The sequence below is a fragment of the Metallibacterium sp. genome (assembly GCF_054637675.1).
Genome location: NZ_JBTSRB010000025.1, coordinates 24,157 through 42,561 on the forward strand (window position 1 = coordinate 24,157; position 18,405 = coordinate 42,561).

At 64.8% G+C, this 18,405-nt stretch carries 15 protein-coding genes, 1 other RNA gene and 1 pseudogene; 12 read left to right on the forward strand and 5 right to left on the reverse strand.

Features of this window, described 5'->3' with window-relative positions:
• Window positions 1-16: 16 nt before the first annotated feature.
• Window positions 17-706 (reverse strand): hypothetical protein, encoded by a 690-nt coding sequence (locus ACYDAT_RS09140; RefSeq protein WP_461449726.1) that lies wholly within the window; start codon window positions 704-706, stop codon window positions 17-19.
• 85 nt (window positions 707-791) lie between these two features.
• Window positions 792-3,323, reverse strand: a complete 2,532-nt coding sequence (locus tag ACYDAT_RS09145; RefSeq protein ID WP_461438803.1) for a penicillin-binding protein 1A — start codon at window positions 3,321-3,323, stop codon at window positions 792-794.
• Between the two features lie 297 nt (window positions 3,324-3,620).
• Between ACYDAT_RS09145 and ACYDAT_RS09150 the strand changes: the two genes are divergently transcribed.
• The 5 genes from ACYDAT_RS09150 to pilQ are packed head-to-tail and all read left to right on the forward strand — an operon-like array spanning window position 3,621 to window position 8,874.
• Window positions 3,621-4,679 carry a pilus assembly protein PilM gene (locus tag ACYDAT_RS09150; RefSeq protein WP_461438802.1) on the forward strand — a complete coding sequence of 353 codons (1,059 nt, stop codon included), beginning with the start codon at window positions 3,621-3,623 and terminating at the stop codon, window positions 4,677-4,679.
• Complete coding sequence (locus tag ACYDAT_RS09155; RefSeq protein ID WP_461438801.1) at window positions 4,679-5,410, forward strand: PilN domain-containing protein; 732 nt, start codon at window positions 4,679-4,681, stop codon at window positions 5,408-5,410. The genes ACYDAT_RS09150 and ACYDAT_RS09155 overlap by 1 nt, the downstream gene beginning before the upstream one ends.
• On the forward strand, window positions 5,407-6,060 hold the full coding sequence (locus ACYDAT_RS09160) for a type IV pilus inner membrane component PilO (RefSeq protein ID WP_461438800.1): 654 nt from the start codon (window positions 5,407-5,409) through the stop codon (window positions 6,058-6,060). The genes ACYDAT_RS09155 and ACYDAT_RS09160 overlap by 4 nt, the downstream gene beginning before the upstream one ends.
• 2 nt (window positions 6,061-6,062) lie before the next feature.
• Window positions 6,063-6,581, forward strand: a complete 519-nt coding sequence (locus ACYDAT_RS09165; protein WP_461438799.1) for a pilus assembly protein PilP — start codon at window positions 6,063-6,065, stop codon at window positions 6,579-6,581.
• Between the two features lie 22 nt (window positions 6,582-6,603).
• Window positions 6,604-8,874: a type IV pilus secretin PilQ gene (gene pilQ / locus ACYDAT_RS09170; protein WP_461449728.1), complete on the forward strand. Its 2,271-nt coding sequence runs from the start codon at window positions 6,604-6,606 to the stop codon at window positions 8,872-8,874.
• A 577-nt stretch (window positions 8,875-9,451) separates the two neighbouring features.
• Here the strand turns inward: pilQ and ACYDAT_RS09175 are convergent.
• The 3 genes and pseudogenes from ACYDAT_RS09175 to ACYDAT_RS09185 all read right to left on the reverse strand — a co-directional run.
• Window positions 9,452-9,697, reverse strand: a pseudogene (locus ACYDAT_RS09175) (nucleoside recognition domain-containing protein); the annotation flags it as partial.
• 61 nt (window positions 9,698-9,758) lie between these two features.
• Window positions 9,759-10,139, reverse strand: a complete 381-nt coding sequence (locus ACYDAT_RS09180; protein ID WP_461438797.1) for a YraN family protein — start codon at window positions 10,137-10,139, stop codon at window positions 9,759-9,761.
• Window positions 10,136-11,899, reverse strand: coding sequence for a penicillin-binding protein activator (locus ACYDAT_RS09185; RefSeq protein ID WP_461438796.1), 1,764 nt, complete (start codon window positions 11,897-11,899; stop codon window positions 10,136-10,138). The genes ACYDAT_RS09180 and ACYDAT_RS09185 overlap by 4 nt, the downstream gene beginning before the upstream one ends.
• 76 nt (window positions 11,900-11,975) lie before the next feature.
• On the opposite strand from ACYDAT_RS09185, the gene rsmI reads away from it, so the two are divergent.
• From rsmI to ACYDAT_RS09220, 7 genes are all read left to right on the forward strand, one after another.
• On the forward strand, window positions 11,976-12,824 hold the full coding sequence (gene rsmI / locus ACYDAT_RS09190; RefSeq protein WP_461449730.1) for a 16S rRNA (cytidine(1402)-2'-O)-methyltransferase: 849 nt from the start codon (window positions 11,976-11,978) through the stop codon (window positions 12,822-12,824).
• 39 nt (window positions 12,825-12,863) lie between these two features.
• Window positions 12,864-13,215: RNase P RNA component class A (gene rnpB / locus ACYDAT_RS09195), an RNA gene on the forward strand.
• A gap of 351 nt (window positions 13,216-13,566) precedes the next feature.
• Entirely contained in the window at window positions 13,567-14,013 is a 447-nt protein-coding gene (mraZ, locus tag ACYDAT_RS09200) for a division/cell wall cluster transcriptional repressor MraZ (RefSeq protein ID WP_461438794.1), read from the forward strand.
• 27 nt (window positions 14,014-14,040) lie between these two features.
• Window positions 14,041-14,958: a 16S rRNA (cytosine(1402)-N(4))-methyltransferase RsmH gene (gene rsmH, locus ACYDAT_RS09205; RefSeq protein ID WP_461449732.1), complete on the forward strand. Its 918-nt coding sequence runs from the start codon at window positions 14,041-14,043 to the stop codon at window positions 14,956-14,958.
• Window positions 14,955-15,230: a cell division protein FtsL gene (gene ftsL, locus ACYDAT_RS09210; protein WP_461438792.1), complete on the forward strand. Its 276-nt coding sequence runs from the start codon at window positions 14,955-14,957 to the stop codon at window positions 15,228-15,230. Before rsmH ends, ftsL begins: the two co-directional genes overlap by 4 nt.
• Window positions 15,227-16,984, forward strand: coding sequence for a peptidoglycan D,D-transpeptidase FtsI family protein (locus ACYDAT_RS09215; protein ID WP_461440907.1), 1,758 nt, complete (start codon window positions 15,227-15,229; stop codon window positions 16,982-16,984). Before ftsL ends, ACYDAT_RS09215 begins: the two co-directional genes overlap by 4 nt.
• Window positions 16,985-16,995: 11 nt before the next feature.
• A partial coding sequence (locus tag ACYDAT_RS09220) for a UDP-N-acetylmuramoyl-L-alanyl-D-glutamate--2,6-diaminopimelate ligase (RefSeq protein ID WP_461449736.1) occupies window positions 16,996-18,405 on the forward strand: 1,410 nt, incomplete at its 3' end.

Genomic DNA, 18,405 nt, shown 5'->3' on the forward strand with positions numbered 1-18,405 from the left:
GCGCGCCGGCAACACTTCACGCCGTGGATGAGCGTGGAGATTTTCGCGCATCGCAATCCATCAAGCTGGCGCCGGAGGCTGCTTGCAGCAACGCTTCCAGTGCGCCCAGCGAGGCGCGCTGCATGGCGCGCTGACCGATACGATCCAATGGTGCCTGGCGCAGGCCGGCGCGCGGCAGCACGCTGAGGTCGAACGCGATGCCGTCTGCGATGAACAGCAGCACCTCGATCGCCAGATCGCGCTCGCGATCCATGCGCAGCCTGCGTTCGCGCAACTCGCAGCGGATACCGCGCTCGGACAGGAACTGCTCGACCTCGCCGGGCGTATCGCTGAACAGGTGCAGGCACACGGCGGAGTGCTGGTCGGCGGTGCCCTCCAGCACCGCGCCGACCAGTCGCGGCTCGAAACGCTGCAGAAACCGCATCGCCTCGCGCGCTGCCAGACGTCGCGCATGCAGCGCCTCGAGCTGACTGTTGCCCAGAAACAGGCGCTGATGCTCGCGCAGCGCCGATTCGATCTCGTCGTTGCGTGGCAGCGCCTGGTCATCGTGGATGCCGAGGCGTTCGGCGGCGCGCAGTTTCGCGCGGTGGTAGTCGCGCAGCCCATGTTCGCTCATCAAGCGTGCCGCTTCGATCGCGATGCGCCGCCGCAGTTGTTGTCGATTGCCTTGGGCGCGTGCAGTGTGGTGGCCATGGAGACGAGGCATTGACCGCTCCGGCAGTGGGCTGAGCCGATCATCGCAATTCGCGCGCCGGCATGCCAGCAGTGGCGCAACGCGCGTGCCGCGAATTTCAGAACACGTCGTAAGACTTGGCCTGATCGTGCTTGGCGTCCAGCGGCGCCTGCTGCTTGAGGCGCTCGTAGTCCTCGATGCGCATCACCTCGGGCATGGCCAGCGGATTGCTGGGCAACGCGGGCAGGCCGGTATCACGGTTGATCAGCACGGTGACGATACCCGGCGGCATCGGTTCGGGCGCGGGCGGCGTGCCGGCTAGTGCCACCTTCATGTAGCGGATCCAGATCGGCAGCGCCACATAAGCGCCAAACTCGGGATGGCCATCGGCGTGACCGAGCGAGCTGAAATTATCGAAGCCACCCCAGACCGTGGTCACCAGTTTGGCGTTGTAGCCGCCGAACCAAGCATCGCGGTAATCGTTGGTGGAGCCGGTCTTGCCGGACAGATCGGTACGCCCCAGCGACATGGCCGCCTGACCCGTGCCGCTGCGAATCACCGATTGCATGATCGATGCGATCAGGTAGGCGTTGCGCGGTCCGATGATACGTGGCGCCAGGCGCGGCGGCGGCGGCGCGCCGTTGGCCGGCGCCGGCACCAGCACCGTCATGTCTCCCGGCATCGGTGGCAGGCCACTGCTGCCCCCCGGCGCTGGTGTGGCGGGTACGACGGGCGAGGATGGTGGCGATTGCGTGGGCTTCGGCGTCGTGTCAGCCAGCAGGCGCTGCGCGCAATCGCGGCAGGCGCGCAGCGGATCAGCCACAAATACGGCATGACCATCACGGTTGTCGATGCGCTGGATGAAGTAAGGATCGATCAGGAAGCCGCCGTTGGCGAACGTCGCGTAGCCACGCGCCATCTGCAGTGGCGACACTGACGCAGTGCCCAGTGCCATCGACAAATTGTCGGGAATCTGATCCAGCGCGAAGCCGAAGCGCGTGGCGTACTGGCGCGCGTAGTTGATGCCGATGGCATCGACCAGACGGATGGTGACCAGGTTTTTCGATTGCGCCAAAGCCACGCGCAGGCGCGTCGGACCCTGGAACGTATCGGTGTCGTTGGCCGGGGTCCACTCGCCGTTCTTGGCCGATGGATCGGCAAAGATCAGTGGCGCATCGTTGACCACCGAGGCCGGGGTGAAGCCGCGCTGGAACGCCGCCGAGTACAGGAATGGTTTGAAGCTGGAGCCGGGTTGGCGCGCCATTTGGGTGACGCGGTTGAACTGGCTGAGCGTGTAGCTCAAGCCACCGACAAGCGCGATGATGGCGCCATCGTCAGGACGCAGTGATACCAGCGCGGCCTGCGCCTTGGGAATCTCGGCCAATTGCCAGTGGCCTTGATCGTCGATGGCCACCCGCACGATATCGCCGGGCTTGAGCACCTGGTCCACGGCCCTGGGCGCGGGTCCGGTGCGGTTTTCGTTGACATAGCGCCGCGCCCAAGCCACGGCCTTCAGGTCCAGCACCACGGTCTGACCGTTTTGCAGATACACGTGCGCCATGCTGGCGTTGCTGTCGGTGACCAGGCCCGGTTGCAGACCGGCAATCGGATACAGCGTGCTGAGCGCCTTCGACCAGAGCGCAGGATCGGGCGTGGTCGGCAACTCGATGTGCGATTCTGGCCCGAACCAGCCGTGACGGCGGCTGTAGGACAGCATTTCGTGGCGTACCGCGATGTTGGCGGCATCCTGCAGGTGCCCATTGATCGTGGTGTAGATCGTGTAGCCATCGGTCAGCGCCTTGTTGCCCAGCTTTTGCACGGCGAGTAGGCGCGCCATCTCCGCCACGTAGGGCGCTTCGACCTGGATCGGCGGCTCGTGCGGGAACGCGTCGTCCGGTGTAGCCAGCGCTTTCTCGTACTGGTCGCGCTTGATGAAACCCACGTCGTACATGCGCCTGAGCACGTAATTGCGGCGCACCATCGCGCGTTTGAGATCGGTTACCGGATTGGCTGCCGAGGGCGCCTGTGGCAAGCCACCAAGCATGGCGCACTCGGGCAGGGTCAGTTGATCGAGGGTCTTGCCGTAGTAGTACTGCGCCGCTGCCGCCACGCCATAGGCGCGATGGCCGAGAAAAATCTTGTTGAGATACAGAGTGAGGATATCGTTCTTGCTCAGCTCGTCCTCGATGCGGAACGCCAGAAACCACTCCATGATCTTGCGCGTGTAGCTTTTCTCCGGGCTGAGAAAGAAATTGCGCGCCACCTGCTGGGTAATGGTGCTGCCGCCCTGGACCTTGTGTCCGCCGTGGATCAGCACCTCGAACGCCGCGCGCGCGGTGCCGACGAAATCGACGCCAGGGTGGTGATAGAAATCCGCATCCTCGGCCGCCAAGAATGCATCGCGCAGCAGCGGTGGAATCTGTTGAAACGTCACCGGAATGCGGTTGGTCTCTCCGAAACTGGCGATCAGCTTGCCGTCCGACGAGTACACCATCAGCGGTTCCTGCATTTGCACATCTTTCAGCGATGACACCGCGGGCAGGCGTGGCGCCAGTATCCAGTAGGCGATACCCAGCGCGGCCGCGCCGGCCAGGGCACCGACGAATCCCAGGATCACGAACCATTTCAACAGTCGCAGCAGCAGGCGCATCGGACGGGATCGGTGACCGCCAAAGGGCGGACTCTGTGAAGCCGCGCAGTATAGAGGGCTTTGCTGCAGGCTTTGGCACCGCAGCGAGACCCCGCGCGCGCGGTCGTGTATTGTGGATCGACACCGCGCAGGTGCGGCCGCATTGGCTTTGGGGGTGCGCGCAAAGCGCGGCTTTGCAAAGAATTGTGAAGCGGCTCGCAGCTATGCAGTTCAGGGGGCGTTGCCAAAGAGTTAAGACTTGATCTAAGGTATCAGCACACATTTCGCTCGTAAGGGCGCGTGGGAAGGGGAATTCCGGTGGGCTTGTTCACTCCAAAGTCGGCGCCTCTGATTGGCGTGGACGTCAGTTCGACCGCCGTCAAGGTGCTCCAGCTGAGCCAGGCTGGAACCCGTTATCGCGTCGAGCATTACGCCGTCGAGCCCCTGCCGCCCAACGCGGTGGTGGAAAAAAACATTGTTGAAGTCGAGGCCGTGGGCGAAGCCATCCGCCGCGCGGTGGCTCGCTCCGGCAGCAAGATCAAGCACGCCTCCGCTGCAGTAGCCGGCTCGGCGGTGATCACGCGCACCATCACCATGCCCGCCGAGTTGGGCGAGGACGATCTGGAAAGCCAGGTTCAGGCCGAGGCCAACCAGTACATTCCTTACCCGATCGAGGAAGTGAGCCTTGATTTTGAAGTGCTTGGCGCGGTCAGGGACAACCCCGAGATGGTGCAGGTGCTGCTGGCTGCCTCGCGCACCGAAAATGTCGACATGCGCGTGGCCGCGCTGGACATGGGCGGGCTCACCGCCAAGGTTATCGATGTCGAGGCCTTCGCCATGGAGAATGCCTTCGGCCTGATCGCCGACCAGCTCTCGGTCAGCCGCGACAGCGTGATCGCATTGGTGGACATCGGCGCCACCATGACCACGCTGATCGTGCTGCGCCGCCAGCGCTCGATCTACTCACGCGAGCAGGTGTTCGGCGGCAAGCAGCTCACCGACGAAATCATGCGTCGCTATGGTTTGTCCTACGAGGAAGCCGGTCTGGCCAAGCGTCAGGGTGGTTTGCCCGAGTCCTACGAGATCGAAGTACTGGAGCCGTTTAAGGAAGCGGTGATCCAGCAGGTCAGCCGCTTGCTGCAGTTTTTCTACGCCAGCAGCGAGCACAGCAAGGTCGATCAGGTGGTGCTCGCGGGTGGCAGCGCGGCGATCGCCGGGCTTAGCGAAATGATCGAGGAGCAGCTTGGTGTGCCGTGTTGCGTGGCCAATCCGCTGGCCAGCATGGCGCTGGCGCCGAAGGTTTCGCCACAGGCATTGGCGCAGGATGCTCCGGCGCTGATGATCGCCTGCGGACTCGCGCTGAGGAGCTTCGACTGATGGCGCGCATCAACCTACTTCCTTGGCGCGCTGAACGGCGCAAGCAGCGCGAGCGCGAATTTTTCATGCAGCTCGGCGCGGCCGCAGCCGTCGCCGTGCTGCTGGTGATCGGCTGGTCGATGTGGATGGGTATGCGCATCGACAACCAGACTGATCGCAACGCCTACCTGCAGGGCCAGATCACGCAGCTCAAGGCTGAGAACGAGCAGATCAAGAATCTGGACAAGGTGCGTGACCGCCTGCTGGCGCGCAAGAAAATCATCGAGGATCTGCAGGCCAATCGCTCGCAGATGGTGCATCTGTTCGATGAACTGGTGAAGCGCACGCCTGCATCGGTGCGCCTGACCTCGATGGCGCAAAAGGGTGAATTACTCACGCTGGATGGCGTCGCACAGTCCAACGCGGCGGTGGCCGATTACATGCGCAACCTCGAGGCCTCGCCGTGGCTGGGCGCGGCCGATCTTAAGAAGACCGAGAAGAAGGCTGGCGACTCACGCATGCCCTACGAATTTGGCCTTGTAGTCAAACTCGGCATTCCCAAGAGTGACGCCAGCGGCATGGCCCCTGCCGGCAGCCAGAGCGTTGCGGCAGAGGCCGTGCCATCTGTGCCTGTGGCAATGGCTGGCGCGGCCAGAACAACGGTGCCGGCATCGCAGCGCGTCGCCGCGACGACTGCACGAAAGCCTGCAGCCGGCAAGCTTGGAGTCGTCAAGTCTGGAGCGCAGCCGTGAGTTTCCTCGACGATTTCCGCAATCTCGACCGCAACAACATTGGTGCGTGGCCGAACACGGTCAAAACCACGTTCACCGTGCTCGTTCTGGTGGTGATCTTGTTCTTTGGCTGGTGGTTTCATATCAGCAACCAGCAGGACAATCTGAGCTCGCTGGCCAGCCAGGAAGACCAGCTCAAGCAACAATTTGTCAAGGAACAGGCGCGTGCAGTCAACCTTGATGCGCTGAAGAAGCAACTCTCCGAAATGCAGGACATGCTGCGCCAGATGCTGCGCCAGTTGCCCAGCAAGACTGAAATGCCCGAACTGCTGGTGGACATCTCGCAAACGGCGCTTTCGGCGGGTCTGCAGACCGATCTGTTCCAGCCCGAGCCGGAATCGGTCAAGGAGTTCTACGCCGAGAAGCCGATCAAGCTGAAGATGATCGGTACCTACAACCAGTTCGGCACCTTCATCAGTGGCGTAGCCTCGCTGCCGCGTGTGGTGATCCTGACCATGCACAATGTCTCGCTGACGCCATTGCCGGCCGCAGCTGGCAGCAAGGCGCCCAGTGGTCTGCTGCAGCTTGTAGGTACCGTGCGCACCTACCGTTATCTTGAGGAAGATGAAGGGGCCAAGGATCGAGCCGAGGCTGGCAAGGGAGGCAAGTGACCATGTACAAACTGCTTGCCCGATTGCTGGTGATCTGCGCGGTGCTGGTTGCCCTGGGTGGTTGCACGCGCGGCACATCCGATTTGCATGCGTGGGTCGCGCAGGAAAAGGCCAAGAAAGGCCCACCGCTGCCGCCGCTGCCGGTGATCAAGACCTTCGAGAGCTTCACATACAAGGATCAGAGCCTGCGTGACCCGTTCAGCCCAAGCCCCTTGGAAGCTGGGGGCTACAACAGCAATGGCCCGCGCCCTGATGCCAACCGTCCCAAGCAACCGCTGGAGATGTTCCCGCTGGATTCGCTGAGGATGGTCGGCACCATCGGTACTGGCCCGGATGCACAGGCCTTGATCAAGGATCCGACCGGCGTGATCCATCGCGTCGTGATCGGCAATTACATGGGTCAGAGCGACGGGCGGATCACCAAGGTCACGCCGGGTCAAGTCGATCTGACCGAACTGGTACCGAACGGCAATGGCGGCTGGATGGAGCGCAAGGCCGAAATCGCGATGAGCGAGCAATGAGGACCCTGTGGGGGTGATGTACATGACGACGCAAGCCATTCGCAAGAACGCACACGCCTGGCGCGCCCGCGTGGCCGCACTGTTGGCCGTGCTGCTGCTCGCAGCGCTGCCCATGGGTGCGCAGGCCGGCACCCTCAAGGGCATGAGCTATCAGGCTCTGCCCGGAGGCAAGGTGGATGTCACCTTGCAATTTGACGGGGTGCCACCGCAGCCAAAGATATTCACTACCAACAATCCACCGCGCATCGCTGTGGATCTGGACGGCACCTCATTGGCGCTGGCCAAGCGTCGGCTTGATGTCGGTAGTGGTGCTACCTCCAGCGTCACCGCGGTGGCCGCGGGTGGGCGCACGCGCATCGTCGTCGATTTGTTTCAGCACGCCGGCTACACCACACGCGTTGAGGGCGACAGGCTGATTCTCGCGATCGGCAGCGGCAATGGCGGCACGCTGGCCTCCGATGCAGTGGGCAATCCGAGCAAGGCCCTGCCCAATACCAACTCGTTGGCCATCGCCAACATCGATTTCCAGCGCAACAAGGACGGCGCCGGGCAGGTGATCATCCGCTTCAGCGGCACCGGCGCCAACGTCGACATGCATCGCTCGGGCGATCACATGATCGTCGATTTCGCCAACGCCACGCTGCCCCCCAAGTTGGCGCAACGGCTCGATGTGAACGACTTCGCCACGCCCGTCACTAACGTCACCACACGCCCCCAGGGCAATGGCGCGCGCATGGAAATCGCGGCGCGCGGGGCGTTTGAGCCATCGGCCTACCAGAGCGGTGACGAGTACGTGGTCGAGATCGCACCCAAGCAGGTGCAGAAGGCTGCCGGTGTCATCGGCAATGTTACGGGAGCCGAGCCCAAGTACACCGGCGCACGCGTCACTTTCAACTTCCAGGACATCCCCACGCGTTCAGCGCTGCAGTTGATCGCCGATGTGTCCAATCTCAACATCGTGGCTTCCGACAGCGTTGGTGGCAGTGTCACCCTGCGCCTGGTCAACGTCCCCTGGGATCAGGCGCTGGCCGTGATCATGCGCGCCAAGAGCCTTGGCATGCAGCGTGACGGCAACGTCATCTGGGTGGCGCCGCAGTCCGAGCTGGCGTCCTACGAGCGCGCCAAGGCGGAAACGCGCATGCAAGCCGAGGAAGCCGCACCGCTGGTTACCGATTACATCCCGATCAGCTATGGCAAGGCCTCGACCATCGCGCAGATGTTGACGCAAAAGAGCCTGCAGAACACCGCGGGAGGAGGGGCGAGCAGTAACGCCAACCGCGGCTTCCTGTCGTCGCGCGGCAGCGTCACGTTTGACAACCGTACCAACACGCTGATCGTCAGTGACATTCCTGAGAAGATTCGTGAGATTCGTGCGCTGGTCGCGGTGCTGGATCGCCCGGTCAAACAGGTACTGATCGAATCGCGCATTGTTATCGCCAGCAACAGTTTCACGCGCGAGCTGGGCGCGCAATTCGGCGCCAGCGGTTTCATGGCCAACCCGAGCGGACAATTGCTATCCACGAGCGATTCAACTGGCAGCAACACCAGCCTGCTCAACAGCATCGCGGCGCAGAATACAGTCATCGCGCAGAACAGCCTCAATCAGCAATATGCGACCCAGACGGGTGGCACCGCACCGCAGCCCACCTTGCCGCCGGCCATCACCTTTCCGGGCGGGCTCAACGTCAACTTGCCGATCACCACTCCTGCGGGAAGTTTCGGGCTGGCTATCCTGGGTTCCAACTATCTGCTCAACCTTGAATTGCAGGCCGCTCAAACCGAGGGCAAGAGCGATACCATCTCCAGTCCGCGCGTGATCACCGCCAACCAGCAGATGGCGACCATCAAGCAGGGCCAGGAGGTTGGCTATGTCACTTATCAGAACGCACCCGGTGGAGCGCTCGGTGCAGGTGCGGGTACCGCGACAGTGCAGTTCAAGAATATCGTGCTGCAGTTGCAGGTCACGCCAACCATCACCGCGGATGGTCGTATCTACCTGGAGCTGGATGTGAAGAAGGATGACTTGACGGGTTTCATCAACAATCCGGGTGGTGGACAGGTTCCAGAGATCAGCACGCGCCAGATCCAGACGGGCGTGCTTCTCGACAACGGCCAGACCGTGGTGCTCGGTGGCATCACCGACGTGACCAAGAGCAACACGGTTACCAAGGTGCCGCTGCTGGGCGATATCCCGGGCCTGGGCGCGCTGTTTCGGAACACCAGCCGCATTAATTCCAAGGACGAACTGTTGATCTTCGTCACGCCGCGCATTCTCAACGACGGCTTGAAATAACGCGCGCGGGTAATGCATGTTCATGAGGCGGCCTTCGGGCCGCCTTTCATTTGTGCGCCCGGCGGCGCGCACTCACTTGGAGGTGCAGGTCCTCTACTCGCCCGGCAAGGGGAAGAGTTAGCCGAACGGCAAGGGCGTTGCGGACGACTGTGAATCTGGAGGAAGCGGAAGGCAAAGCGCTGGCCGTAGCCTGCCCCAGACTTGATCCGGGGAACAGGAAGCGGCTAGGAGGCGGCACAATGGGGTGAGGCGGCAAATATCGTCAAAGCCCGCCCCTTGCACGGAACGCTGTGATGTAGATCCGACGGGCATGAGCATGAAGGTGGGTGTGTCATACCCGGGGCGATCGGCACGGGTGTCAAGAGGGTACCGGCATCGAGAGGTGCCGGGATGCGTGTGCAGAAGTCAGCCGAAGCCATCCCCCAAGGGGACTTCCTGCGGGGCGTAGGTGCTGATACGGGCCGATGGGCCGAACATGAGAGAACGCGAGTAGGCGGTGGTATCAGTGCCGAGTGCCGGGACGGCAGCGGCGAACCACCTGTGGACGCAAGCGGAGAAGAAGCAGGAAAGCGGTCTGATGGAAGCCGTGGTTCATGGGCTCCCTACCCGATCGTCCAAGCAGGCCGACACAAGCGGCAATCACCGAGCCGGCGATGCGCGCCATGCCATCGATCATCACCGTCATCAGCTCGGCTGCGGTCATGTGCTTGATGTACGGCTTGATGGTCAGTGGCACCTCGATCTGGCCGATGAACATGCTGGCGCAGACGCTGGTGGTTTCTGCACCCGACACGCGCATCACCTTGGTGATCACCCAGGCCACGCCTGCACGATCTTCCGCAAACAAGGCGTTTGCGGCATGTGCGCCGTGCGCCGCATGCGTGTCAATGCGCCTCGAATGCCTGACGCACCCACTCGCAGCGCGCCGCGCTGCCGTGGCCCTCGTAGCCGACCACGTCGAAGCGGCAGGTGCGCTGCGCGTGCGCCGGAAACGACGCCAGAAACTCGGCGGCGGCGCGCAGCAAACGCCCTTGCTTGGTTACGCCCACCGAGGCCAGCGCGCCACCGCCGAGAGGGTTGCCGCGCGCGCGCACTTCCACGAATACCAGCGTGGCGCCATCGAGCATGATCAGGTCGATCTCGCCATGGCGGCTGTGGTAATTGCGCGCCACCGGTTTGAGCCCCGCGGCCTCGAGTCGCTTCAGCGCCGCGGCCTCGCCGGCGGCGCCCAGGCATTGCCGCGACGTGGGCGCGGCCGCGGTCACTGCGTCGGTGCGCTCAGATTGAGCGTGCCGGCCATTGGCGTGGCCACGCCATTATTGAATTGCACCCAGATCGGCGTGCGCTGCACGTGACCTTGTGCATCAACGCTGAGCTGACCGGTGGCACCAGCGACGTAGCTGCCCGGATGCTGTTGCAGCCAGACGAAGTAGGGGCTGAGCAGATCCGCATCCATGCCGAAGGCGAACAGGCGCGCACCGCGTCCCGCGACCACGGGCAGATCGCGCATCAGGCTGGCGCGTACCGGCAGTCCAGGTTGCGCGTCATACAGCCACGGCGCATCGGGAAACTGCACGCCGTCCAGATCCTTGTCCAGCGCATTGGACGATCCACCATAAACCTGCACGCTGGCGAACACCGGCTGGCGCAGTCGCGCCACGCGGATCTGCGGCATCAGCAGGCGCGCGGTTTCCGGTGGCACGGCGATGAAAATCCCGCCGTTGGCGCCGAGCCCGGGCATGGCGTTGCGGATTTCATTGGCGTAGTTGACCGTGCCCTGCGGCAGCGTTTGTACCGTCAGCACATCACCGCCACCCGCCTCGAATTGCGCCTTGAACGCCTGCGCGGCGCGCTGCTCGTTGTCCGATCCGGCGATGAATACCACGGCGCTATGGATGCCCTGTTGCAGCATGCGCGCGGCGGCCTGGGTGCCATCGTTCGCGGGCATCAAGCCGAACTCGGCGCTGCCCTGTGGCGGATTGACGGTGCTGTCCGGATGATTCAGCGCCAGCACCGGCAGCGCGGGGTTGCTGTCGAACAACGCGGCGACGGCATCGCGCGCCAGCGGCCCCACCACCAGATCAGCGCCGTCGCTCTGCGCCTGCTGGTAGGCCGCCAGGGCGCCCGTCGGGGTGCCCTGCGTGTCGTATACGCGCAGTAGTGGCCGCGGCTGCGCTTGCGGCGTGTTGAAGTAAGCGGTGAGAAAACCCTCGGCAACCGCTTCACCGGCGACTTTCAGCGGACCGCTGAGTGGCAGCAGCAGCGCGATCTGGCGGTAGGCATGGAAACCCTCTTGCGTGGAGCCGCCACCTTGCGTAATGACGGTGCCGGCCGGCCGCATGAGTTGCGGCAGATTTTTGGGCAGGGCGCTGCCAAGCCGATGCAGCGCGCGTCCCAGCCACGGCAGCATGGGATCGCCTGCGGGCAATTCGCTGGCCTGCTTCTGCAGTGTCGGCACGCCCAGTGCCACCAGCATGCGCTCGATGTCGCGCGCGTTCCGCTGCCGCGCCTTGCCGCTGAGCAAGTTGTCCATGCGCACGCGCGCACGCGCCGACGCCCAGCGATCGCCCAGCGCGCCGGCCGCTTCGGCTTGCAGGCGCGCGGCGCGCAGATCGAGGGCCGGTGGCAGCGTGCGCGGCAGCATCGCGGCGATGGCCAGCGCTTGCTGCGGGTCGTGCGCCAGCGCCAGCTCACCCTTGAGCAGGTTGTAGCGCGTGGCATCCAGCGCGCGCAGGCGCGCACCATCCACCGTGGCCAGCAGTTGCGCGGCGCGCGCGTGTTGACCAGCGACATACCACGCATCGGCGGCGCGCAACCGATAGTCGTTGCCCTGATTGCTGCTCGGGCTTTGCGCGCTCAGGTTGTCCCAGGTGCGCGCGGCGCCCTGATAGTCACCGCGCTGATAGAGCGCATCGGCTTGCGCGTTGGCAGCCTGCTGCGCCGGGGTCGGGCCACCCAGGGAGGCGCAGCCGGCCAGCAGCAGGAGCAGCAGCGCGAGCAACAAAATGGACGATGAGCGCATCATGGATCCGCGTAATCATAGATAGCCTTTGCGATGATAGCGGAACGTGCGCGCCCGACTGCGCCCGAGGGAGACCTGCATGGCAACAGCAAGCGGCACGCTGTGGGTGGTGGCTACGCCCATTGGCAACCTCGATGATTTGAGCGCGCGTGCGCGCACAGTACTAGGCAGCGTCGTGGCGATCGCCGCTGAGGACACGCGCCATACGCGCCATCTGCTGCAACATTTCGGTCTGGCCACACCGCTGCTGGCGCTGCACGAGCACAACGAGGCCGGCGTGGTCGCGGCGCTACTTGCGCGCCTTGCTGCGGGCGAGGATCTGGCGCTGGTTTCCGATGCTGGCACGCCGCTGATCAGTGATCCCGGCTTCCGCCTGGTGCGTGCAGCACGCGCGGCCGGCTTGCGCGTGGCGCCAGTGCCGGGACCCGCGGCGCTGATCGCGGCGTTGTCTGTGGCCGGCTTGCCCAGCAAGCGTTTCGTGTTCGAGGGTTTTCTGCCGGCCAAGGCCGGCGCGCGGCAGCAGTGTCTGGCCGAACTCGCCGGCGAGGCGCGCACGCTGGTGTTTTACGAAGCGCCGCATCGACTCGAAGCGGCGCTGGCCGATCTGGCCGCGGCCTTTGGTAGCGAGCGCCCCGCAGCGCTGGCGCGCGAGCTGACCAAGCTGCACGAAACGGTAATCGACGCCACGCTCGGCGATCTCATCTCGCGCGTGGCTGCGGATGCCGATCAGCGTCGCGGCGAGATCGTGCTGATTGTCGGCGGCAACAATGCGCGGGCGGCGCAGGCGCTGGCCGAGGGTCGGCGCCTGTATGCGCTGCTGCGCGGCGAACTGGCGCCAGCGCGCGCCGCGCGTATCGCCGCTGAGTTCACCGGCGCGCCGCGCCGCGCGCTGTATGCCGAAGCCGGCGCGGCGGACGCCGATGCGTGACGCCAGCAGGCGCAGTACACGTCGGCTACACTTCGCGATGGAGTCGGCCGGGCAGTCGCGTCGCGCAAGCGCCGAGGAAAGTCCGGGCTCCATAGGGCAAGGTGCCAGGTAACGCCTGGGCGGCGCGAGCCGACGGAAAGTGCAACAGAAAACAAACCGCCGAACGGTGTCGCAAGACATGCGTGGCAAGGGTGAAACGGTGCGGTAAGAGCGCACCGCGCGTGGGGACAACGCCACGTGGCACGGCAAACCCCACCTGGAGCAAGGCCAAATAGGGAGGCGATGGCGTGCCCGCGCCGCTTCCGGGTTGGCTGCTGGAGCCTGACGGCGACGTCAGGCCTAGAGGAATGACTGTCTAGAACAGAACCCGGCTTACGGGCCGACTCCTTCTTCTTTTCTTTAATCTTTCTTCTTTAATCTTTCTCACACACGCCCGACGTTCAGGCCATGCGCCTTGCGGGGTTTGCGCGTCGAGTTGTGCGCCATTTTCTGTTGCGCACTCGTCCACCGCGACGCTGTGACTCAATTCAGGTCTTGCGCGCCGTACGCAGGTCGCTGCACGCGGATGGTCTGCGATCATTTTCCAATAATTTCATACGTCTTGCGATGTTTTCTCAGGGATTGCATGAAATTTGCCAGCCCGCCCATTAGTCCTTGATCTGCAAGGCAAAAACCCATTGACAGTCGCAAAACCTGAGACTAAGGTGGCGATTAGTGTGAAAACGTGGGGAAAGGTGGGCAAGTGTTCCAGGGTGAAACGGCCATCACGGTTGACGACAAGGGACGGCTGGCGATCCCCACCGCCTACCGCGAGCTGGTTGCGCGCGTCTGCGACAACCACTTGGTCAGCGCCTACAACCCCTTCGAGCAGGGTTGCCTGTGGCTGTTTCCGGCCAGCGCCTGGGAGCAGGTGCGCGATCAGGTCAACGCGCTGCCCAGCGTCAAAGCCGTGCATCGCGCGCTGCAAATGAAATTGGTTGGTGCCGCCGCTGCGCTGGAACTGGATAGCGCCGGGCGCGTGCTGTTGCCGGCCAGCCAGCGTGCCGCCGCGGGCATCGAAAAGCGTGCGGTGCTGCTGGGCATGGGCAGCAAGTTCGAGCTGTGGAGCGAGCAGGCGCATGTCGCCAAGATCCGCCAGACCATCGGCGAGGATGAAATCAGTGCGGACATGTCCGCGCTGAGGCTCTGAGCAGTGGCGGCGCGAGGAGCCGCGATCATGTCGGCACAGGAACACATCCCGGTCATGCTTGCCGAGGTGCTCGTCGGACTTGGTGTGCGCGCCGATGGAACGTATCTTGATGGCACCTATGGTCGCGGTGGCCATGCAGCCGAGATCCTGCAACTGCTGGGGCCACACGGCAGCCTGTTGCTGCTGGATCGCGACCCCGAGGCCATCGCCGCGGCGCGCGCGCGGTTTGCCCATGATGCACGCGTGCAGATTCGTCACGGCAGTTTCGCCGCGCTGGGCGAGTGGGATGCAGCGCAGGCCGGACTGGATGGCGTATTGCTGGACCTGGGCGTGTCCTCGCCGCAGCTCGATCAGGCCGTGCGCGGTTTCAGCTTCATGGCCGATGGCCCGCTGGACATGCGCATGGACCCGACGCAGGGCCTCAGCGCCGCCGAGTTTCTGGCGCAGGCCGATGCCGAGGAAATCGCGGCGGCGCTGTGGCGTTACGGCGAGGAGCGCATGAGTCGTCGCATCGCGCAGGCGATCGTGCAGGCGCGCGCCGAGCAGCCGCTGACACGCACCCTGCAATTGGCGCAACTGGTACAGCGCGCGATCGGCCGGCGCGAGCCTGGCAAGCATCCGGCCACGCGTACATTCCAGGCGCTGCGTCTGTACATCAACGGCGAACTGGACGCGTTGCAGCAAGGGCTTGACGCCGCCAGCACTTGCCTGAAGCCGGGCGGACGTCTGGCGGTGATCAGTTTTCACTCGCTGGAAGATCGCCTGGTCAAGCAATTCATCCGCGGCCCCGACCTGCCGCGCGTGGCGCGCGGTCTGCCGGCACCGACACCCGTACTGGGCGCTTTGCGCGCGGTCAGGCGCAAGCACTTCGCCAGCGCGGAGGAAGTGGCGCGCAATCCGCGCGCGCGCTCGGCGGTACTGCGCATCGCGGAGAAACGCGCATGAACGGCGTCATCGGACGCGTGGTGACCTGGCTGCTGCTGCTTGCAGTGCTGGTCAGCGCGATCGCGGTAGTGTGGGCGCGCAACGAAAACCGCGAGTTGTTCATCCGCCTTACCGGTTTGCAGAGCACGCGCGATCACCTCAACATCGAGTACGGGCGGCTGGAGCTTGAAGATGCCACCTGGGCCGATCCGGCGCGCGTGGCCTCGGTGGCGCGCAGCCAGCTGGATATGGTCAATCCCGATCCGGCGCAAATTCGCATGGTGCGCGAATGAAGCCGACGCCGAAGCTGCCGCAGTCGACCCGTTTGCGCGCACGGGGTCCGCGCGTGCGTTGGCGCTTGGCGTTGGTGTTCGCGCTGCTGGCGCTGGTCGGGGTCGGGCTGCTGGCGCGCGCGGTGGATCTGCAAGTGGTGCGCCGCGAGTTCCTGCAGCAGCAGGGCGATATGCGCTTCCTGCGCGAGCTGCCGATTCCGGTCTCGCGCGGGAGCATTTTCGATCGCAACGGCGAGCCGCTGGCGGTGTCCACGCCGGTCGATTCGCTGTGGGCCGATCCGCCGGTGCTGCTGGCGCACGCGGATCGCATCCCGGATCTGGCCAGGGCGCTGGATGTGAATGCCGCCGAGTTGCAGCGCCGCCTAGAGCAGCGCTCGAACATGGAGTTCGTGTACCTGCGCCGCATGATGGACCCGGTCGCCGCGCAGGCGGTGCTGGCGCTGAAGATTCCCGGCGTCAACAAGCAGCGCGAGTACCGTCGCTACTACCCCACCGGTGATGTCACCGCGCAGGTGCTGGGTTTCACCAACATCAACGATCAGGGTCAGGAGGGTCTGGAGCTGGCCTACAACCACTGGCTCAGCGGCACGCCAGGCTTGCAGCGCGTGATTCGCAACCGCCTCGGGCAGGTCGTGCAAAGCGTTGATCTGGTACGCGAGCCGGTGCAGGGACACAGCCTGACGTTGAGCATCGATCGCAGCATCCAGTACCTCGCCTATCAGTACCTGTCCGAGGCCTACATCAAGTACCACGCGCGCGCGGCCTCGATGGTGATCATGGATGCACGCACCGGCGGCATTCTCGCCATGGTCAATCTGCCCTCGTTCAACCCGAACAATCTGGCCGGCAGCACGCCGCGCGACTGGCGCAATCGCGCGGTCACCGATGTGTTCGAGCCGGGCTCAGTGATGAAGGCGTTCACGCTGTCCGCGGCGCTGGACAGCGGCAAGTGGACGCCCACTTCGCCGATCAACACCACACCCGGCTGGTACATGATGGACGGCTACACCATCCGCGACGTGGCTGACTTCGGCAAACTGGATCTGACCAGCGTCATCACCAAGTCCAGCAACGTCGGCGCCTCGTTGATCACGGCGACGTTTTCGGAAAAGCGTCTGTACGACATGCTGCGCGGCTTCGGCTTCGGGCGCAGCACCGAAAGCGGCTTTCCCGGCGAGGCTTCGGGCCTGCTGCCGGTGTACACGAGTTGGCGGCCGATCAATCGCGTCACCATTTCCTACGGCTATGGCCTGAACGTGACCGCGCTGCAATTGGCGCAGGCCTACTCGACGCTGGCCGACGGCGGCGTGTTGCATCACCCCACTTTCGTCAAGGGCGATGACGGCGCGCCGGTGCGCGTGCTGCCGGCGAAGTACGCCATGGAAATGATCGGCATGCTGCGTACCGTGGTCAGCCCGAGCGGCACCGGATCCGCGGCGATGATCGCCAACTACACCGTGGCCGGGAAAACCGGTACCGCGCATCTGGCCGGGGCCGGCGGTTATCTCAAGGGTGAGTACTACGCGGTGTTCTGCGGCATCGTGCCGGCCACCGATCCGCGCCTGGTCGCGGTCGTGGTGGTGCGCGATCCCAAGCCCGACCATTACGGTGGCGTGGTTTCTGCGCCGGTGTTTCGGCGCGTGATGGAAGGCGCGCTGCGCCTGCTCGATGTGCCACCGGACAACGTGCAGCACTGGTACGGGCAGACGCCGCTGCCGACCGCTGCGGCCAACGCGGCGGGAGGCGCGCCGTGAGCGCTGTCGCGATGCGCGCCGATGCGCTGCTCGACGGCTTGGCCGAAGCCGGTGCGGCCGCCGCGATCGCGGTGCGTGGTTTGCAGCTGGATTCGCGCCGCGTGCAGCCAGGCGAAGCCTTCGTCGCGCTGCGCGGCACGCAGCGCCATGGCATCGATTTCGCCGCACAGGCGCTGGCCGCAGGTGCGGCGCTGGTGCTGGCCGAGGCACCCGCACCGCTGGATGCACCGCAGCTGCCGCAAGTGATCTGGGTCGATGATCTCGGCACGCAACTGGGCAGCATCGCTGCGCGTTTTTACGGCGATCCCTCGCGTGCGCTGCGCGTGATCGGCGTGACCGGTACCAACGGCAAGACCTCAAGCGTGCAGCTGCTGACGCAGGCGCTGGAGCTGCTCGGTCGGCGCGCCGCCAGCATTGGCACATTGGGCGCAGGCCTGCACGGTCAGCTCGATGCCGGCGCGCGCACCACGCCGGATGCCATCAGCGTGCAGCGCCTGCTGCGCGAATTCTCAGACGCGGGCGCCAGCGATGTCGCCATGGAAGTGTCCTCGCATGCGCTGCAGCAGGGCCGCGTCAATGCAGTGTGCTTCAGCGTGGCCGCGTTCACCAATCTCACCCGCGATCATCTGGACTACCACGGCAGCATGCAGGCCTACGGCGCGGCCAAGGCGCGCCTGTTCGCGTGGCCCGGTCTGCGCGCTGCGGTGCTCAACATCGACGATGCTTTCGGCGCGCAACTTGCGGCTGACATGGCGTCGAAAGTGCGCGTTCTGCGCGTCAGTGCCGCGGGCGACGCGCGCGCCGAACTGCGCGCCGAGGCCATCGTCAGCTCACCGCAGGGCATTGCATTCACCCTGCATACGCCCTGGGGCAGCGGCGTGCTGCGCAGCGCGTTGCTGGGGTGCATCAATGTCGATAATCTCCTGTTGGTGGCTGCGTGCCTGGGTGTGCTGGAATTCCCGTTCGCGCGCGTGCTGCACGTGCTGCAGCAGCTTGAACCGATTCGCGGACGCATGAACCGCCTCGGCGGCATTGGTGCCCAGCCGTTGGTGGTGATCGATTACGCGCACACCCCCGATGCGCTGCAGCAGGCGCTACGCGCGCTGCGCGCGCATTGCGCGGGTCACTTGTGGTGTGTGTTCGGCTGCGGCGGCGAGCGCGATGCCGGCAAGCGTCCGCAAATGGGCGCGCTGGCCGCGGATCTGGCTGATCGCGTGCTGCTCACCGACGACAATCCGCGCGGCGAAGACGGCGATGCCATCGTCGCCGCGATTCGCGCCGGCATGCCGGCCAGCGCGACGGTGATCATCGAGCGCGATCGCGCGCGCGCCATCGCCTTGGCCTTGCGCGAGGCGCACGCCGGCGACGTGGTGCTGATCGCCGGCAAGGGCCATGAGACTTATCAGGAAAGCGGCGGCAAG

Coding starts and splice junctions, on each gene's coding strand:
- ACYDAT_RS09140 (WP_461449726.1), bottom strand. CDS start 706: ATGCCTCGTCTCCATGGCCACCACACTGCACGCGCCCAAGGCAATCGA.
- ACYDAT_RS09145 (WP_461438803.1), bottom strand. CDS start 3,323: ATGCGCCTGCTGCTGCGACTGTTGAAATGGTTCGTGATCCTGGGATTC.
- ACYDAT_RS09155 (WP_461438801.1), top strand. CDS start 4,679: ATGGCGCGCATCAACCTACTTCCTTGGCGCGCTGAACGGCGCAAGCAG.
- ACYDAT_RS09165 (WP_461438799.1), top strand. CDS start 6,063: ATGTACAAACTGCTTGCCCGATTGCTGGTGATCTGCGCGGTGCTGGTT.
- pilQ (WP_461449728.1), top strand. CDS start 6,604: ATGACGACGCAAGCCATTCGCAAGAACGCACACGCCTGGCGCGCCCGC.
- ACYDAT_RS09185 (WP_461438796.1), bottom strand. CDS start 11,899: ATGATGCGCTCATCGTCCATTTTGTTGCTCGCGCTGCTGCTCCTGCTG.
- rsmI (WP_461449730.1), top strand. CDS start 11,976: ATGGCAACAGCAAGCGGCACGCTGTGGGTGGTGGCTACGCCCATTGGC.
- rsmH (WP_461449732.1), top strand. CDS start 14,041: ATGTCGGCACAGGAACACATCCCGGTCATGCTTGCCGAGGTGCTCGTC.
- ftsL (WP_461438792.1), top strand. CDS start 14,955: ATGAACGGCGTCATCGGACGCGTGGTGACCTGGCTGCTGCTGCTTGCA.
- ACYDAT_RS09215 (WP_461440907.1), top strand. CDS start 15,227: ATGAAGCCGACGCCGAAGCTGCCGCAGTCGACCCGTTTGCGCGCACGG.